The sequence below is a fragment of the Oribacterium sp. HCP28S3_H8 genome (assembly GCF_052064775.1).
In the GTDB taxonomy this organism is placed as follows: Bacteria; Bacillota; Clostridia; order Lachnospirales; family Lachnospiraceae; genus Oribacterium.
In genome coordinates, this window is the sequence record NZ_JBQHUZ010000001.1 from 59,680 (window position 1) to 74,962 (window position 15,283).

15 protein-coding genes are annotated in these 15,283 nt (G+C 49.5%); all 15 read left to right on the top strand.

From position 1 onward, the window contains the following. The first annotated feature begins 7 nt into the window (after positions 1–7). The 15 genes from ACTNEN_RS00275 to cobM all read left to right on the top strand — a co-directional run bounded on the left by ACTNEN_RS00275 (position 8) and on the right by cobM (position 15,212). Positions 8–1,180 (top strand): polyamine ABC transporter substrate-binding protein, encoded by a 1,173-nt coding sequence (locus ACTNEN_RS00275; protein ID WP_441204065.1) that lies wholly within the window; start codon positions 8–10, stop codon positions 1,178–1,180. Between the two features lie 125 nt (positions 1,181–1,305). Next, the gene (locus ACTNEN_RS00280) at positions 1,306–2,085 is read left to right on the top strand and encodes an ABC transporter permease (protein WP_441204066.1); all 780 of its coding nucleotides are present in this window, start codon (positions 1,306–1,308) and stop codon (positions 2,083–2,085) included. Between the two features lie 116 nt (positions 2,086–2,201). Continuing rightward, the gene (locus tag ACTNEN_RS00285) at positions 2,202–2,618 is read left to right on the top strand and encodes an SseB family protein (protein ID WP_441204067.1); all 417 of its coding nucleotides are present in this window, start codon (positions 2,202–2,204) and stop codon (positions 2,616–2,618) included. A 142-nt stretch (positions 2,619–2,760) separates the two neighbouring features. Beyond that, positions 2,761–4,299 carry a hypothetical protein gene (locus ACTNEN_RS00290; protein WP_441204068.1) on the top strand — a complete coding sequence of 513 codons (1,539 nt, stop codon included), beginning with the start codon at positions 2,761–2,763 and terminating at the stop codon, positions 4,297–4,299. Between the two features lie 6 nt (positions 4,300–4,305). Then, entirely contained in the window at positions 4,306–5,196 is an 891-nt protein-coding gene (locus tag ACTNEN_RS00295; protein WP_441204069.1) for a Cof-type HAD-IIB family hydrolase, read from the top strand. Continuing rightward, positions 5,193–5,906: an RluA family pseudouridine synthase gene (locus ACTNEN_RS00300; protein ID WP_441204070.1), complete on the top strand. Its 714-nt coding sequence runs from the start codon at positions 5,193–5,195 to the stop codon at positions 5,904–5,906. Before ACTNEN_RS00295 ends, ACTNEN_RS00300 begins: the two co-directional genes overlap by 4 nt. An 89-nt stretch (positions 5,907–5,995) precedes the next feature. Then, positions 5,996–6,655 (top strand): zinc ribbon domain-containing protein, encoded by a 660-nt coding sequence (locus ACTNEN_RS00305; protein WP_441204071.1) that lies wholly within the window; start codon positions 5,996–5,998, stop codon positions 6,653–6,655. 182 nt (positions 6,656–6,837) lie between these two features. Next, positions 6,838–8,049, top strand: coding sequence for a MalY/PatB family protein (locus ACTNEN_RS00310; RefSeq protein WP_441204072.1), 1,212 nt, complete (start codon positions 6,838–6,840; stop codon positions 8,047–8,049). Positions 8,050–8,074: 25 nt separating this feature from the next. Further along, a complete protein-coding gene (locus tag ACTNEN_RS00315) occupies positions 8,075–9,250 on the top strand; it encodes a trans-sulfuration enzyme family protein (protein ID WP_441204073.1) in 1,176 nt (391 codons plus the stop codon). Continuing rightward, positions 9,247–10,158, top strand: coding sequence for a hypothetical protein (locus ACTNEN_RS00320; RefSeq protein WP_441204074.1), 912 nt, complete (start codon positions 9,247–9,249; stop codon positions 10,156–10,158). The genes ACTNEN_RS00315 and ACTNEN_RS00320 overlap by 4 nt, the downstream gene beginning before the upstream one ends. After that, complete coding sequence (locus ACTNEN_RS00325; protein ID WP_441204400.1) at positions 10,158–11,405, top strand: ABC transporter substrate-binding protein; 1,248 nt, start codon at positions 10,158–10,160, stop codon at positions 11,403–11,405. The genes ACTNEN_RS00320 and ACTNEN_RS00325 overlap by 1 nt, the downstream gene beginning before the upstream one ends. Positions 11,406–11,457: 52 nt before the next feature. Next, a complete protein-coding gene (locus ACTNEN_RS00330) occupies positions 11,458–12,441 on the top strand; it encodes a FecCD family ABC transporter permease (protein WP_441204401.1) in 984 nt (327 codons plus the stop codon). Next, entirely contained in the window at positions 12,438–13,211 is a 774-nt protein-coding gene (locus ACTNEN_RS00335) for an ABC transporter ATP-binding protein (protein WP_441204075.1), read from the top strand. The genes ACTNEN_RS00330 and ACTNEN_RS00335 overlap by 4 nt, the downstream gene beginning before the upstream one ends. 1 nt (position 13,212) lies before the next feature. Beyond that, positions 13,213–14,415 (top strand): cobalt-precorrin-5B (C(1))-methyltransferase CbiD, encoded by a 1,203-nt coding sequence (gene cbiD / locus ACTNEN_RS00340; protein ID WP_441204076.1) that lies wholly within the window; start codon positions 13,213–13,215, stop codon positions 14,413–14,415. After that, positions 14,415–15,212 carry a precorrin-4 C(11)-methyltransferase gene (gene cobM, locus ACTNEN_RS00345; RefSeq protein WP_441204077.1) on the top strand — a complete coding sequence of 266 codons (798 nt, stop codon included), beginning with the start codon at positions 14,415–14,417 and terminating at the stop codon, positions 15,210–15,212. The genes cbiD and cobM overlap by 1 nt, the downstream gene beginning before the upstream one ends. The last annotated feature ends 71 nt before the right edge of the window (positions 15,213–15,283 follow it).

Here is a 15,283-nt window from a genome sequence, read left to right on the forward strand (position 1 = left end):
GGAAGTTATGAAAAGAGTATTGTCACTTGCTGTTGTTGCTGCCATGGGTATGAGCCTTGCTGCATGCGGATCTTCATCAGCACCGAAGGACACCACGGCTGCTGCGTCATCTGCAGCATCTGCTGAAAGTACAGCTGCTGCCGGTTCTGAAGCCGCTCAGGAGAGTACAGAGGCAGCCGGAGATACACAAGCTGCAGAGGGAGATCAGAAGTTTAAGGGTCAGAAGCTTACGGTCAGCACCTTTTCCTTTAATGCAGAGCTTCTGCAGAAAAATGTCTATGACCCGTTTATGGCAAAGACCGGAGCAGAGCTTGTGGTAGAAACCGGAAAAAATGCCGAGCGTGTTACAAAGATTGAGCAGTCACCGGAAAATTATGATGTTGTGGTGATCAGTGATTCCTTTGCTGCACAGCTTGCCAAGGATGGTATTTTTGATACGATCGACCGGAGTGCTCTTACAAATCTTGACTCTGTTTATGATTCCGCCAAGGCACCTCTTGGAGAGGAGTATGGTCCTGCATACACATTTAACCGCCTGGGTATTGTATATGATCCATCTCTTTGCAATGTTGACATCAAGAGCTTTGCGGATCTCTGGAATCCGGAGCTTAAGGACAGCGTTGTGATTCCGGATATCACCGCTACCTCCGGCGTACTGTTTTATTATGGCACTGCTGCAGCATTTAATCTTACTCCGGGTAAGGATGATGATGCCATCTTTGCAAAGCTTGAGGAGCTTAAGCCAAATGTAGTTAAGACCTATACCTCTGCTAATGATACCATTACCATGCTGAACCAGGGTGAGGCCTCTGTTGCAGTACTTCTGGATTACAGCTACACAACTGCAAAGCAGGCGAATGATGCCTATGTCTGGGTTGATCCGTCCGAGGGAAGCTTCTCCGGCTTTAATACACTTAACATTGTAAAGGGCAGCAAAAACAAGGAGCTTGCAGAGGAGTTTATTAACTTCTATCTTTCCAAGGAAGTGCAGGAGGCTGAGGCTCTGGACGGTGTTGACTCCCCGGTAAATACTAAGGTTGAGCTTACCAAGGAGCAGTCTCAGAACTTTACATATGGTAAGGATATGGTAGACAAGCTGATCGTTCCGGACTGGGATCTCATTACGGAAAAGAAGGCAGACTGGATTGAGAAGTGGAACAACCTGTTCTCTGTACAGTGACGAGGTTCTGATGGGTATTATGTGAATGCCTCTTAAGGACAGAAATACACAAAATACACAAATTGCTATACAGCCCGACGGAGCTTCAGCTCTGCCGGGCAGGAAACCAAAGGAAAGGATCATCAATGAAAAAGAGTAAGGGAATCCTCCTTGTTACAATCCTGGTATATTTTTTTCTGATCGGTCCGCTTGTCATCATCATGGCGGCATCGTTTAGTAATACAAATTACCTGACTTTTCCGGGACAGGGCTTTACTTTAAAGTGGTATGCGCAGGTGCTTGGCATGAGCTCTTTTATCAATGCAGCCCGAACGTCCATCATCATTGCGGTCCTTTCCACTCTGATTGCCCTGCTCCTCGGACTTCCGGCAGCGTATGCATTGAACCGCTACAGCTTCCGTGGAAAGGAAGCAATCCAGACGGCATTTCTCTCGCCGGTCATGATTCCGATGGTGGTGCTGGGCTTTATGATGCTCCGCTATGTTATCAGTGTCTTTCATGTGCCGATTCTTCCGGGACTTCTGATTGGACATACACTGCTGGGAATTCCATATGTTATGAGAGTCATTACAGCAGCGCTGGCTAATTTTGACTTTGCGATTGAGGAAGCAGCGGGAAGCCTGGGCGCAACCAAGGTCTACTGCTTTTTCCATATTATCCTGCCAAACATACAGTCAGCAATGGCATCCGCCAGTATCATGGCGATTATCAATTCCTTTAATAATGTTTCATTGTCGGCATTTCTGACAGGTCCCGGCATTAACGTGCTGCCGATCGAGATGATGTCCTATGTGGAATTTCATTTTGATCCGACCATAGCTGCGCTGGCCACACTTCTCATGGTGGCGACCATGGCGGTGATGCTGATCATTGAAAGAACGTTGGGGCTTCGGAGTGTGTTCTGATTTCCGGGATGAAAATTGTTTCAACTTAAGATGTTGTGTATAATGTCAAAGAGCGGTATCCTTGGGGATGCCGCTTTTTTGAGCTTGGTTTATATAGGAGGGTATCAGGGGATTGTATGAATGAGGAAAACAGGGAACTAAGGGAGGCATTGCTCAGCTACCGGGAGATACCAGATGAAGGAAACCGGAAGCTTGTCCTGGCGGGACTTCTGGAGTATCTGCATCATGACAAAGTATTATACATTCCGGTAACCGGACGCAGGCTTCCGGGTGGCAGAGAGCAGATCCTCACCGATAAGCTGATTAATGAGGATGGAGAAGCTTTTTTTACAGCATTTACAGATAAAGCCGCTGCTGCGCGGGACCGGAACTGTAAGCGTGTTCTGAATCTTTCTCTTGTGCGGATTTTTAATAATGTCCTGAAAGATAAAAATGTCAGCGGACTTATATTAAACCCCTACAGCCCGGAGCAATGTACACTGCTAAAAGAAACCATACAACTGCTAATCGAAGCAGAGAAGCAGTGGCAGTAAGTGTAAAAACAGCGGAAGGCATGTATTTTACGCAAAAATTCATATAAATTTCAGATTTTCGTTCTAAAAAACGATTAAAATACTTAGCATGGCTTCAGAATATATCAAACATCTCAATAATTTAAAAAACAGACTGGAGAGCATGCCAGTGCAAAAAAAGGCAGTGCTTGGAACTGGTGCTGTGCTGGTGATTGTTTCCATGACCTTTGCTACGGCACATCATCCTGCACCTAAGCCTCAGGAAACCTTGGTTTCTACTCCTTCAGATCTTATTGCTTCCGACTCGGATCTTACCGAGACAGCGGAAGCACTGCTCGCTACAGAAAATGAACTTCCGCAGGAAACCGTCGCGGAGCCAAGAGTTGGCTGGTGGCAGGATCCGGATAGCGGCAACTGGTATTATTATGGAGAGGACGGGCGGATGTTCCGTTCAGAGGAAACGCCGGACGGCTACTATGTCGGAGAGGACGGTGCCTATATCCCTCCGGTCACCGATCCGGACAGCAGCTTTGTCTGGAACAGGACTGCCGGTAAGCCCGGGGATCTCTCGGGACTGGAAATCGCCGGAAAGCCTGCGGAGTTTTATATGCTCTCGATGGCAGGGGAAACCAGCGGAGGCTCAATCATTATTGGTGACTATGGGCGCGCCTATGGATTTCTGCAGTTTGACTACCGCTATGATCTCCCGGCATTTATGAATTATGCTTACCGGAAGCACCCGGAGCTCTGGGGTGGTTTTGCAGATTATCTTGGCAAAAGTACCGGAAGCAGTGTTCTCATCAATAACCGGGATATCGCGGATACCTTTGTCAATGCGCTTTCAGAAAATTATGAGGAAGCTGTATCGGATCAGATGGCATTTGCGCGTCTTCGTTACTGGGATGATTTTGCCGATGCGATGAATAAGGCAGGATATCATCTTGATACACGGCATGTTGCGGTATCTGCGGCACTTCTTTCTGTTAATATCAACTGCGGGTCACAGGCGAATGTCTTTCTCCGCGGGCTTTCGCCGGATATGTCGGATGAGGAAATGATCCGCGGCATCTATCGGATCCGTAATACGACACTTGCGTCTCAGTATGTCGGTTCGGTATTAAAGGGAACCACCACGAGATATGTACGTTCGGAGCCGCAGATGGCGCTGGACCTTTTGTATGGCTATACAACCATTGATTCCGATATGAATTACGGTGGCGGTGTAGAGTGGCATGGCAATCCATTTTCGGATACAGTAAGTACCAAGGCAAGAATCGGCAGCATCCGTTATCAGGCAGATGCAAGCATTGCCGCAGTGCAGCAGGATGCGGAGCAGATTGCGGAAAGAGATGCTGCAAATTTTGATCTGGCAACCGCATCTGATCTTACAGAATTGAATGCATCTGTTTCTGCGTCTACGGATTCCTCTGCTTCTGCATCCGGAGCTGTATCCGGAACTGCAGCTGCATCCGGGGATGCCATTTCAGACAGAAGCTCTGAGGATGCTTCGTCACAGGAGAGCAGTGCTGCTTCAGAACCTATGGCTACTACAGCTGCGCCCAATACCTATATTTACAGTGGATCGCTTGCTGCAACAGCCGGGGCTCTTACAGCGCAGGGTACAGATACGGCGAATGCAGCTGCAGCAGAATCCACGCAGGGAGCCGAAACAGAGTCAGCAGAAGCTGTAAAAGAAGGATAAATAAAGATGTATGATATAAATGATAAGAAATCCGGGCGCGTTACATCGTCTCCGATCCGACTGGTTGCATTGGACCTCGACGGGACACTGCTGGATTCGGAGGGCAGAATTTCGGATGCCAATCTACACGCCATCCGGGCATGTATCGACAATGGAGTCGAGGTCGTGGCATCCAGCGGTCGTGCATACAATGGCTTACGGACGGAGGAGCTTGGAAATGCCGGAGTCAGATACGGAATTACTGTGAACGGCGCTGCGATTTATACCATTCCCGAGAAACACTGTCTTTATGAGGAGGCGATGACGCCGGAGTTCGGTGCATCGCTTTTACGTGAGGTTATGCGGAGAGATGTAAGCTTTGTTGCCTTTATTGATGGGATCGGATATACCGATGCGTATCAGGAGCAGGATATAAAGCGTCTGCCCTTGTCCGAAGCGACACGCCGGTATATCCATAGCAGCAGAACCTTTGTAGATTCCACACTGGATCTTATTTTGGAGAAGCAGCTGCCGGTGCAGAAAATCACCATGAACTTTTACAAGGACGCAGATGGCAATTATATTGACAGAGAAGAGCTGCGGCAGTATTTTGCGTCTATCCCCGATGTTACGCTGGTATCCGGTGGATTTAATAACCTGGAAGTCACATTATCGGATGTCACCAAGGGAAACGGTCTCCGGAAGCTCTGTAATATTCTTGACATACCCGTAGAAGCTGCCATGGGTGTCGGAGATTCGGGCAATGACTTAAGTCTGCTTCAGGCTGCAGGCGTCGGGGTCGCAATGGCAAATGCAGAGCCTGAGATCCTGAAAGCCGCAGACTTTATCACCCGCAGCAATGATCAGGATGGTGTGGCGTATGCCATTGACAGGCTAGTGTTTGGTGCGAATGTATGAGTCCTGACATCATCGCCCTGACTCCGGATTATGTGGTTGCGGTAAAGCCTGCCGGTATGGATGCCGAGCGGGATATGCCGGCGCTTTTAGCCAAGGCTTCAGGCGGCGCTTCGGAATTTTACTGTGTGCACCGTCTCGATCAGGCGGCATCCGGACTGCTTGTGTATGCGAGAAATCGCAAGACAGCAGCGGCGCTCTCGGAAATGGTTAGAGAACATCAGTTTAAAAAAAGCTATTATATCATTGTCTCAGGGAAACCTATGGAAACCGAGGGAACCTTTGAAGATCTGTTGTTTAAGGAAAGCAAGCGGCAGAAAGCCTTTACCGTTAAAACAGAACGGAAAGGGGTAAAGCGCGCAAAGCTTCTATACGAGGTGCTGGAAACAAGCTCGATCCTTAATTTTGGAAATACGGAGGAGCTGAGTCTCATCCGGGTGCAGCTTAAAACAGGCAGGTTTCATCAGATCCGCGTGCAGTTTGCGAGCCGCGGGATGCCGATTGCAGGAGATGGTAAATATGGTTCACGTATCAAATGCGGACTATGCCTTTTCTGTCAGTCACTCAGCTTCCCGGAATATAAGAAAGTACAGGGACGCACTAAGGATCTAAGCGAAAAATCTCCGAGCCTTACGTTTGAAGCCCCACTTCCTGCAGAGTTTCCCTGGAACCGTTTTAAGACCATCCTGTCTGATGTGTCCGACAGGCTTTAATCAATTTTAATCAACAGATTTACGTCAATTCATTAACATTTGGATAATAATTTAATTCAGAATTTAGTTTAGATCGAAGGAAAAGATATATGAAATGTCCCCATTGTGGAGCGGAGATCCCTGACGACAGCAGAAGCTGTCCGAGCTGCGGAACTCCGATTATCAAAATCAAACCGAAGCGTGTCTGCATGAATTGTGGATCCGAGGTGCCGGATGGTGCCGAGGTCTGTCCGGGCTGCGGCAGAAAGATTCGCAGAAGACCGGAGCAGAAGGACAGCTGCCGTAGCTCTGCAGCCGGTGCCAATGCAGGAGCTTCCACCGGATGTACACAAAAGAATGGAAGCTCACGCCAGAGCGGATTTTTTATTTTGCCCGGAGATCGTTTTGCTCTTATGCAGTGCATCCTCCCGGCAGCAGCTGCTGTGTTGTACCATAGCTTTATTTTACAGCAAAATCTTGTATTTAATCTCATAAACACCGCGCTTCTGTATGAGGGACTCATTTTCTTTTTCGGCTATATGGACTTTGACCTCCTGGAGGAGCGCTTCCACAATCTTTATGGCAGAAGCCTGGATCATCGATACCGGAGTTTGAGCTGCTTTTTGCCAGTACTTGGATTTTTTGAGAGACGGAAGCTCCCGGGGCAGGACCCTAAAGCATGGTATCCCTATCTGCATGTGGTGATTTTGATGCTGTTTCTGATCTATACGGGGCTTAGCTCATTCGCCATGCTGCCGCATCAGCTTTAAGTATTGAAACCCGGCCTTCTGTAAGCTGATATAGCATAACCGCTATCAGAGAAATCTATAGCCAAGTAAAAATATTATATAATACCCTGAAGGGGATGCATTTGTTAAGATACTGTGGTCAGCAGAATGACAGAACACAGTATCTTTTTTTATATTTAGAAATCTTTCATGCGGAGGAAGCTATGGCGCAGAAAACAGAGACTGCAAGGTATGATTTTGATACCATCATAGACCGGCACCATACCGACTGCCTTAAATATGATTTCGGTATGGAACGGAAGGGAAGAACGGATCTTTTGCCGCTCTGGGTTGCCGATATGGATTTCCGCCTGCCAGAGGAAGTGCTCCTGGATCTTAAGGCAAGGATTGATCATGGTATTTTTGGGTATACCGATCCTAAAGAAGGATATTTTGAGGCATTGAATCACTGGTTCCGGAAGCATTATCACTATACTGTGGAGCCAGGCTGGGTAACGGTAGGGCCGGGCGTTGTCTACGGGCTTGCCACCTGCGTCCGGGCATTTACCAAGCCGGGGGATGCAATCCTGATCCAGCAGCCGGTATATTATCCTTTTGGGGAAGTGATTCAGGATAACGGAAGGCAGCTTGTCAACTCGCAGCTTAGGCTTCAGGCTGGTCATTATCAGATTGACTTTGATGATTTTGAGAGGAAAATCGAGGAGTATAAGGTCAAGCTGTATCTGCTCTGCAATCCGCACAATCCGGCGGGCCGGGTTTGGACCAGAGAGGAGCTTACAAGGATCGGAGACATTTGCCTGAAACACGATGTGCTTATCGTTTCAGATGAGATTCACTGCGATTTTATTTACCCGGGGCATGAATTTCACTCCTTTCTTACGATGGACCCGAAATACCGGAGCCATCTTTGCGTACTGCATTCTCCAAGCAAGACCTTTAATATCGCAGGTCTGCAGGTTGCGAATGCTATCATCCCGGATGAGACACTGCGCGCGAGATATAAAAAGGAAAACGCTGCAGCGGGATACAGTCAGGCAAATGTTCTTGGGCTTACGGCACTGGAGTCTGTCTATACCAGGGGCGAGGAATGGTATCAGGAGCTCCTCTCCTATATCAATGGCAATCTAAGCTTTGTACGAGCGTATCTTACGGAGTATCTGCCGGAGCTTAAGCTCATTGAGCCGGAGGGTACCTACCTTCTCTGGATCGATTTTTCCGGTCTTGGATTGTCAGAGACCGAGCTTCAGGAGCTTATCACGGACAAGGCGAAGCTATGGCTTGATTCCGGAAGTATCTTTGGTCCGCAAACGGCGCAGTTTGAAAGGTTTAATATTGCCTGCCCGAGAAGCATCGTGAAGCAGGCTTTTGAGCAGCTTCGGGAAGCCGTGTCGGAGCTTAAACGAAATCGATGTTGATTTTATGTAAAAGGAGACAAATCATATGAGCTACAGCATAGAGACACTTTGTCAGCACCTTGAGGGAGATGATGTAAATGCACATTTCGGAGCGATCAGCTATCCGATTTATCAGACAGCGGCATTTGCACATAAGGGCTTTGGTCAAAGCTCCGGTTATGATTACACAAGGCTTCAGAATCCGACCCGCGCGCAGCTGGAGAAGACCGTGGCGCAGCTTGAGCATGGGATCGACTGCATTGCTTTTTCCAGCGGTATGTGCGCAATCGGCTGTGTAATGGAGCTGTTTCATCCGGGAGACCATATCCTGATTGACGAGGATCTCTATGGCGGAAGCATTCGCCTGTTCCGTGAGATCAACGCAAAAAACGGCATAGAGTTTACTTCTGCTCCTTTAAGCCGGGTAAATGTCGAGGAGTATATCAAGGATAATACCAGGGCAGTTTACCTGGAAACGCCGACCAATCCGATGATGAATGTAACCGATCTTGCGGCGCTCGCAAGGGTTACAAAAAAACACGTCATCCTGCTGATTGTAGACAATACCTTTTTGTCTCCATACTTTCAGAATCCGCTGGAACTTGGAGCTGATATTGTGCTTCACAGTGGCACAAAATTCCTCGCAGGACATCATGACGCCATTGCAGGCTTTGCCATTGTCAAGGATCCGGAGCTTAGAGACCGGCTGAGATTTCTGTTTAAGACAACCGGCGCGGGGCTGGATCCCTTTGATGCATGGCTTGTGCTCCGGGGAATTAAGACGCTGGCTGTCCGGATGGACCGGGCAGAGCAAAATGCAGAGAGGCTGGCAGCGTTTCTGGACAGCGATCCGCATGTAACAAGGGTGCTGTATCCCGGACTTCCGAAGCATCCCGGATATGAGATTATGAAGAAGCAGGCGCGGGGATTTGGTGCTATGATTACCTTTGATGTACCGTCCCGGGAATTTGCCATCGCTGTGCTTGAGCATGTGAATGTAATCCTTTTTGCAGAGAGCCTGGGAGGAACCGAGTCTCTCATCACGTATCCGGTGACACAGACGCATAGTGATGTGCCAAAGGATGTGCTGGAGCGGAATGGCATTCATGAGACGACATTAAGGCTGTCTGTCGGCATTGAGGGCGTGGAGGATCTGATCGGAGATCTCCGTCAGGCTTTTCAAAAAGCAGCAGAGCTCTGCGGTTGGAGTCAGGAGGCATGAAGCTTTTTATAGAGCAAATGAAGGTTAAAAATATTTTTATGGAAATGGCGCTGTTTATCGCAGCGCTGTTTCTTGTATCCGGATTTCTGCATTTTTCCGTGCGGGCAGAAATAGCAGCAAAGTACCTGGAAAATGGAAGCTACAGGATTTCAGTAAAAACTGAGTATCCGGAGCAAAGTACCGAAGCGTTCCCTCTTGTGGAGCGGGCGATTCTTAAGGCGCAGGACGGGGAAGCAGAAGCGGAGATCACATTCGCAGGCTTAAATGCTCCGGTCTCGGTACCGGTGGCAGCGCTTGACAGCAAGGAGTCCTATACTCTGCCGCTTGGGGAAAATGGCGCCCTGGTACATGTAACGCTTACGTTTGCATCTGACAGTCTGCCGGCAGGGGCGATCCGGGAGGAGGCATCCCCTGCATATCAGGAAGCGGAGCCGGAGAAGCTCTCGTTTACGGATGGAGAATATCTGATCCCGGTGACACTCACGGGAGGCAGCGGGAGAGTACAGATCGAGAGCCCTGTATCCTGTAAGGTAAAAGATGGATATGGCACACTGACCCTCATCTGGGATAGTCCGCATTATGATTACATGATTGTGGCAGGCAGTAAATATCTGCCGCTCGATGCATCGGAAACCCGGGAGGATACGAGAGAACGTTCTGTGTTTCAGATTCCGCTGATCTCACTTACACAGCCTATGACGGTGATCGGAGATACGACGGCGATGTCAGTACCGCATGAAGTGCAGTATACGCTTACGTTCTCCGGGGAGGAGATCCGGTCAGCGGGATACGGACCTTGGCTTTGGAATTTAAAAACCGGCATGACGATTTTTGTTTTACTGTCTGCTGTTTTCTGTGGCATAATAGTAGGCATATGGAAACACAGACAAAGAAAAAAAAAGTCTTGATGATAGAGACAGGCAGAATTGTAAAAGCAGGCTTGTTATGTGTCATACTGGCAGCGCTCATGGTCCTTAGCGGCGGATGCGGGATGCAAACGGCACCTATGAAAGAAAGCAGGACGTCAGCACAAGCCGCACCGGCGCCTGAGATCCCCGGGATTTCGTTTATTAAGGCAGAGGAAAATCAATATAGTGAGGAGTTCCGGATCCTGGATTATACGGATGGATTTCATGTTATCGAGATCCCGGAAAGCAGAGAAGCTTATCTGGTTGTACCAGAGGGCGGCAAATCACCGGCAAAGCTGCCGGAGCACATGACGGTGCTCTCCCTGCCGCTTACGCACATCTATCTTGCGGATACGGCAGCCATGGCGCTCTTTGATGCGGTAGACGCGGTTTCCGGGATTCGTTTCAGCTCCATCCGGCAGGATCAGTGGTATATACCGGAAGCTGTCGATGCGATGAAGGCGGGCGACATATTGTTTGCCGGGAAGTATTCGCAGCCGGATTATGAAACCCTGATGCTGGAGGGCTGCGATCTCGCCATCGAGTCCACAATGATCAATCACTCTCCGGAGGTAAAGGAGCAGCTTACGGAGCTTCACATTCCGGTTTTTACGGATTACTCAAGCTATGAGTCTGATCCGATGGGCCGGGTGGAATGGGTGCGTGTCTATGGGCTTCTCAGCGGTAAAGCGCCGGAGGCAGAGGCGTTTTTAAAAGTGCAGAGTGCAAAGCTTGAGGAGTTGATGGAAGCGGATGCAGCTTCAGCTTCCGATGCAGCTTCAAATTCCGTTTCGGATCCAGGTTCCTATTCAGACCCCGCCCGGACAGAAACCGGTACCTTTGCTTATTTTTATCTTAACAGCAGCGGTCAGGCGGTGATCCGGAGCGCAGATGACTACATCCCGGCCATGTTTCAGATGGGCGGGCTCAGCTATGTTTTTAAAGATTTAAAATCTCCTGACCGGAAAGCAAGTATTACGATTGGGATGGAGGACTTTTACCATAAGGCAAAGGATGCGGATTACCTTATCTACAATGGATTTCTGGGAGCGCTGCCTAATGTAGAGGAGCTTATAAACCGGAGTTCATTGTTTCAGGATTTTAAGGCAGTCAGGGAGGGACAGGTCTATACGACGTCGCCTGCCTTTTATCAGAGGACAGATGCGATGGCGGATTTTATCCGGGATGTGCATCTCATGTCAGAGGGAGAAGCATACGATATGACTTTTATCTCAAAGGTAGAGTAATGTGAAAAATTTTTTCTTTACGAAGCTTAAAACCGGCAGACGATGGGCTCTTATGTACCTTTTGATGGCGGTACTGCTGCTTCTGGTGTTATATTTCAATCTGTTTTCCGGTACGGTTTCTGTGACTCCGGCTGATTTTCTGCGGCTTGTTTTATTGCAGGATCAGGGCTCCATGGAAGCCTCCATCCTCTGGAATTTAAGGCTTCCGAGAGCGCTGATGACCGTGATTCTGGGCGGCGCACTGGCTTTATCCGGCTTCCTGCTGCAGACCTATTTTGCCAATCCGATCGCGGGACCGTTTATCCTGGGGATTTCATCCGGCGCAAAGCTTGCGGTGACGATTTGCCTTATTTTACTTTTGAATGTTTCCGGCAGCGTATCGTCCTTTGTCCTGATTGTGGCAGCCTTTGCAGGAGCCTTGTTTTCCACGGTCTGGATCCTTTATCTGTCCGGACGTGTCAAAAATATGTCTTCGATTTTGATCGGCGGCATTATGATCGGTTATGTATGCTCTGCGGCAACCGATCTCATGATTACCTTTGCGTCCGATGCGGATATCGTAAATCTCAGAAACTGGTCGCAGGGAAGCTTTTCCGGGATGAGCTGGGACAATGTACAGGTCGCTTTTCCTGTGGTCGGGGTTGCATCGGTTCTTACATTTTTTCACTCTCGGGAGATCAGCGCCTTTCAGCTGGGAGAGGGCTATGCCAGATCCGTCGGAGTTCCGGTGGTCCGCTTTCGCAGAATTCTGATTCTGCTCTCGAGTATCCTCTCCGCCACGGTTACAGCCTATGCCGGACCCGTAAGCTTTGTAGGGGTTGCCGCGCCATATCTTATAAAGCATCTGTTTCATACCTCACGACCGGAGATTATCATCCCGGCATGCTTTATGGGTGGAGCTGTTTTTACCGGAGGCGCGGATCTTTTAGCACGCATGCTGCTTCGCCCGACAGAGCTTAACATTAGTACCGTAACCTCCATCCTGGGAGCGCCGATTGTGATCATGATGCTTATGAGAGAGAGGAAGCATAGATGAGTCTTAAGGTAGAGATCCGGTCGCTATGTGCCGGATATGATAAGCAGGAAATTGTAAGGAAGTTCTCGCTTACGATCTCACCCGGAGAGATCATTTCCGTGATCGGACCCAATGGCTCGGGGAAAAGCACCCTGCTGAAAACGCTCTCCGGGCAGCTCTCCATACTTTCCGGACATGTATTTTACGGAGATAAAGAGCTTACAAATATGGGCGGCAGAGAGCGGGCAGAGCAGATTTCCGTACTTCTTACGGACCGGGTGCATCCGGAGCTTCTTACGGTGCGGGAGGTTGTAGCTCTCGGACGGATTCCGTATACCGGGAGACTAGGAGGCTTGTCGGTGGAGGATGAGCGCGCAGTGGATCGGGCGATAAGAGATGCCGGCATTGACGAGCTTCAGGAGCTTGATTTTAATACCTTAAGTGACGGTCAGAAGCAGAGAATACTTCTTGCAAGAGCCTTCTGCCAGGAGCCGGAGGTGCTGATCCTCGATGAACCGACAGCGTATCTGGATATTAGATATAAGCTTCTGCTCCTGGAGGCTCTAAGACACAAGGCGGAAACCAGCAAAATCTCCGTGCTCATGTCCATCCATGAGATTGAGCTTGCCAGTATGATATCGGATCAGATGATTCTTCTTAAGAAGGGACAGGTCCAGAGCATCGGGGCTCCAAAAGAGGTTTTTACAAGAGATAAGATCAGCGCGTTGTATGATATTCCGGAGGAGGTATTTCTCCGTCTGTATGGAAGCTTTGAGGGAGCAGGCAGGTAGCATGGAGCTCTATCGATATCGTAATCAGAAAAAAATGAGGCGGGGACTTAGTACCGGGACCTGTGCCGCAGCGGCGGCCAAGGCAGCAATGGAGGAGCTGGTGAGAGACCGGTCTGAGACGAAGGTATCTGTGCGTCTGCCGGGTGGCGAGCAGGCTTCTCTTGACGTTGCAAAAGCACCCGATGGATCCTTTTTTACCATAAAGGATGGCGGGGATGACCCGGATGCCACGAGTGGTCTGGAGATACATGTCCGTGCAGCTCGTATGGACTTCCCTCCTTTAGAGGAGGACTTAAACAGACTCCATATGTTCCATGATCCGGAGGATCCGAGAATGTATCTTACCGGCGGACCGGGGGTCGGGATGGTTACAAGGAAGGGACTGGAACAGGACATCGGTATGTATGCGATCAATCAAGTCCCGCGCAGGATGATATTTTCGTCTGCAAAGGAGGTACTGGACGCTGCAGAGATCGGGCATGCAGACCGCGTTTTATTGACGGTATCCGTACCGGGTGGAGAAGCTGCTGCATTAAAAACCTTTAATCCGAAGCTTGGTATTATTAACGGTATATCGATCCTCGGAACCTCCGGCGTGGTGGAACCCATGTCAGAGCAGTCTATTGTCGATACCATTGAGGTGGAAATCCGACAGCAGCTTGCAAACGGCAGCAGAAGCATGATTTTTGTGCCGGGAAATATGGGTGCACGATATGTGGAACATGACGTGCTGCCGAGGCTCGGGGACTTACGGCTTCCCATCATTCAGATCAGTAATTATGTGGGAGACGCTCTGGATCTTGCGGTTTCCTATGAGCTTGAAAATGTACTGCTCGTCGGAAACATCGGGAAATTCATAAAGCTTGCTGCCGGGATCATGAATACGCATTCTCATACTGCGGATGCGCGGTGGGAGATTATGGTCAGCCATGCGGCACTGCAGGGTGTGGAGACTCCGAGACTTAAGGAGCTCCGGCAATGTATCACTACGGAGGAAATGCTGACGAAGCTTCTGGAGTGGGGATCGCTGGAGCCTGTGGTCCGGTCGTTACTCTCTGAAATTGACCGTCATCTGAGCGCAAGGCTGGGAGATCGTGTCCCTTTTGGGCTTAAGATGTACTCCGAGAGGTACGGACTACTTGGAGAGACTCCGGGGACAGGTAAAATATTAAAAGCACTGAAGCATGCAGGAGGGACAGAATAATGGTTCATTTTGTAGGCGCAGGTCCGGGAGATCCGGAGCTTGTGACCGTAAAGGGACGGCGGCTCATCATGGAGGCGGATGTCATCATCTATGCAGGATCACTGGTAAACCCGGAGCTTCTTACCCTTGCAAAGGCGGATGCGGAAATTTATGACTCCAAGGAGATGGCGCTACCGGACATTATTTCCGTGATACAGAAGAAGCATCAGGAGGGGAAAGACATTGTTCGGCTCCAGACCGGGGACATTTCTCTCTACAGTGCGCTGCATGAGCAGACAGAAGCGCTCCGGGCGCTCCAGATCCCCTATGATCTCTGTCCGGGGGTGGGTGCCTTTGCAGCGGCGGCAGCAGCATTAGAAACAGAGTATACGGCACCGGAGCTGACACAGTCTGTTATTATTACACGGGCAGAGGGGCGGACACCGGTTCCGGACAGAGAATCCCTTAAAAGCTTTGCAGCGCATGGAGCCACGATGGTACTGTACCTCTCCTCTGCACTTGCAGTAAAGGTGCGGGATGAGCTTACGAATGGAGGTATGCCGGGAAACACACCTACAGCCATTGTTTATAAGGCGAGCTGGCCGGAGCAGAAGGTGTTTCGCACGACACTTCTACATTTGCCGGATGTCATGGAGCAGAACGGAATCCGAAGTACTGCGCTTATTATCATCGGTGAGGTACTTGGCGAGGAAGGCGCTGCAAAGGAAGCCTCCAGGCTCTATGCTCCAGAATTTACGACCGCATATCGTAAAGGCTCCGATGAAACGAGCAAGACAGGTGCGGTTGGAGAAGCATGAGATGCAAAGTTTCCGAAGTACCGGAAGCTTAAAGAGCATCTTGCGTATCCGGAGCGTAAAAGCAGACAAGG

Coding starts and splice junctions, on each gene's coding strand:
- cobM (WP_441204077.1), top strand. CDS start 14,415: ATGGTTCATTTTGTAGGCGCAGGTCCGGGAGATCCGGAGCTTGTGACC.
- ACTNEN_RS00300 (WP_441204070.1), top strand. CDS start 5,193: ATGAGTCCTGACATCATCGCCCTGACTCCGGATTATGTGGTTGCGGTA.
- ACTNEN_RS00285 (WP_441204067.1), top strand. CDS start 2,202: ATGAATGAGGAAAACAGGGAACTAAGGGAGGCATTGCTCAGCTACCGG.
- ACTNEN_RS00330 (WP_441204401.1), top strand. CDS start 11,458: ATGTACCTTTTGATGGCGGTACTGCTGCTTCTGGTGTTATATTTCAAT.
- ACTNEN_RS00295 (WP_441204069.1), top strand. CDS start 4,306: ATGTATGATATAAATGATAAGAAATCCGGGCGCGTTACATCGTCTCCG.
- ACTNEN_RS00325 (WP_441204400.1), top strand. CDS start 10,158: ATGATAGAGACAGGCAGAATTGTAAAAGCAGGCTTGTTATGTGTCATA.
- ACTNEN_RS00320 (WP_441204074.1), top strand. CDS start 9,247: ATGAAGCTTTTTATAGAGCAAATGAAGGTTAAAAATATTTTTATGGAA.
- ACTNEN_RS00275 (WP_441204065.1), top strand. CDS start 8: ATGAAAAGAGTATTGTCACTTGCTGTTGTTGCTGCCATGGGTATGAGC.
- ACTNEN_RS00280 (WP_441204066.1), top strand. CDS start 1,306: ATGAAAAAGAGTAAGGGAATCCTCCTTGTTACAATCCTGGTATATTTT.
- ACTNEN_RS00290 (WP_441204068.1), top strand. CDS start 2,761: ATGCCAGTGCAAAAAAAGGCAGTGCTTGGAACTGGTGCTGTGCTGGTG.
- ACTNEN_RS00305 (WP_441204071.1), top strand. CDS start 5,996: ATGAAATGTCCCCATTGTGGAGCGGAGATCCCTGACGACAGCAGAAGC.
- cbiD (WP_441204076.1), top strand. CDS start 13,213: ATGGAGCTCTATCGATATCGTAATCAGAAAAAAATGAGGCGGGGACTT.
- ACTNEN_RS00310 (WP_441204072.1), top strand. CDS start 6,838: ATGGCGCAGAAAACAGAGACTGCAAGGTATGATTTTGATACCATCATA.
- ACTNEN_RS00335 (WP_441204075.1), top strand. CDS start 12,438: ATGAGTCTTAAGGTAGAGATCCGGTCGCTATGTGCCGGATATGATAAG.
- ACTNEN_RS00315 (WP_441204073.1), top strand. CDS start 8,075: ATGAGCTACAGCATAGAGACACTTTGTCAGCACCTTGAGGGAGATGAT.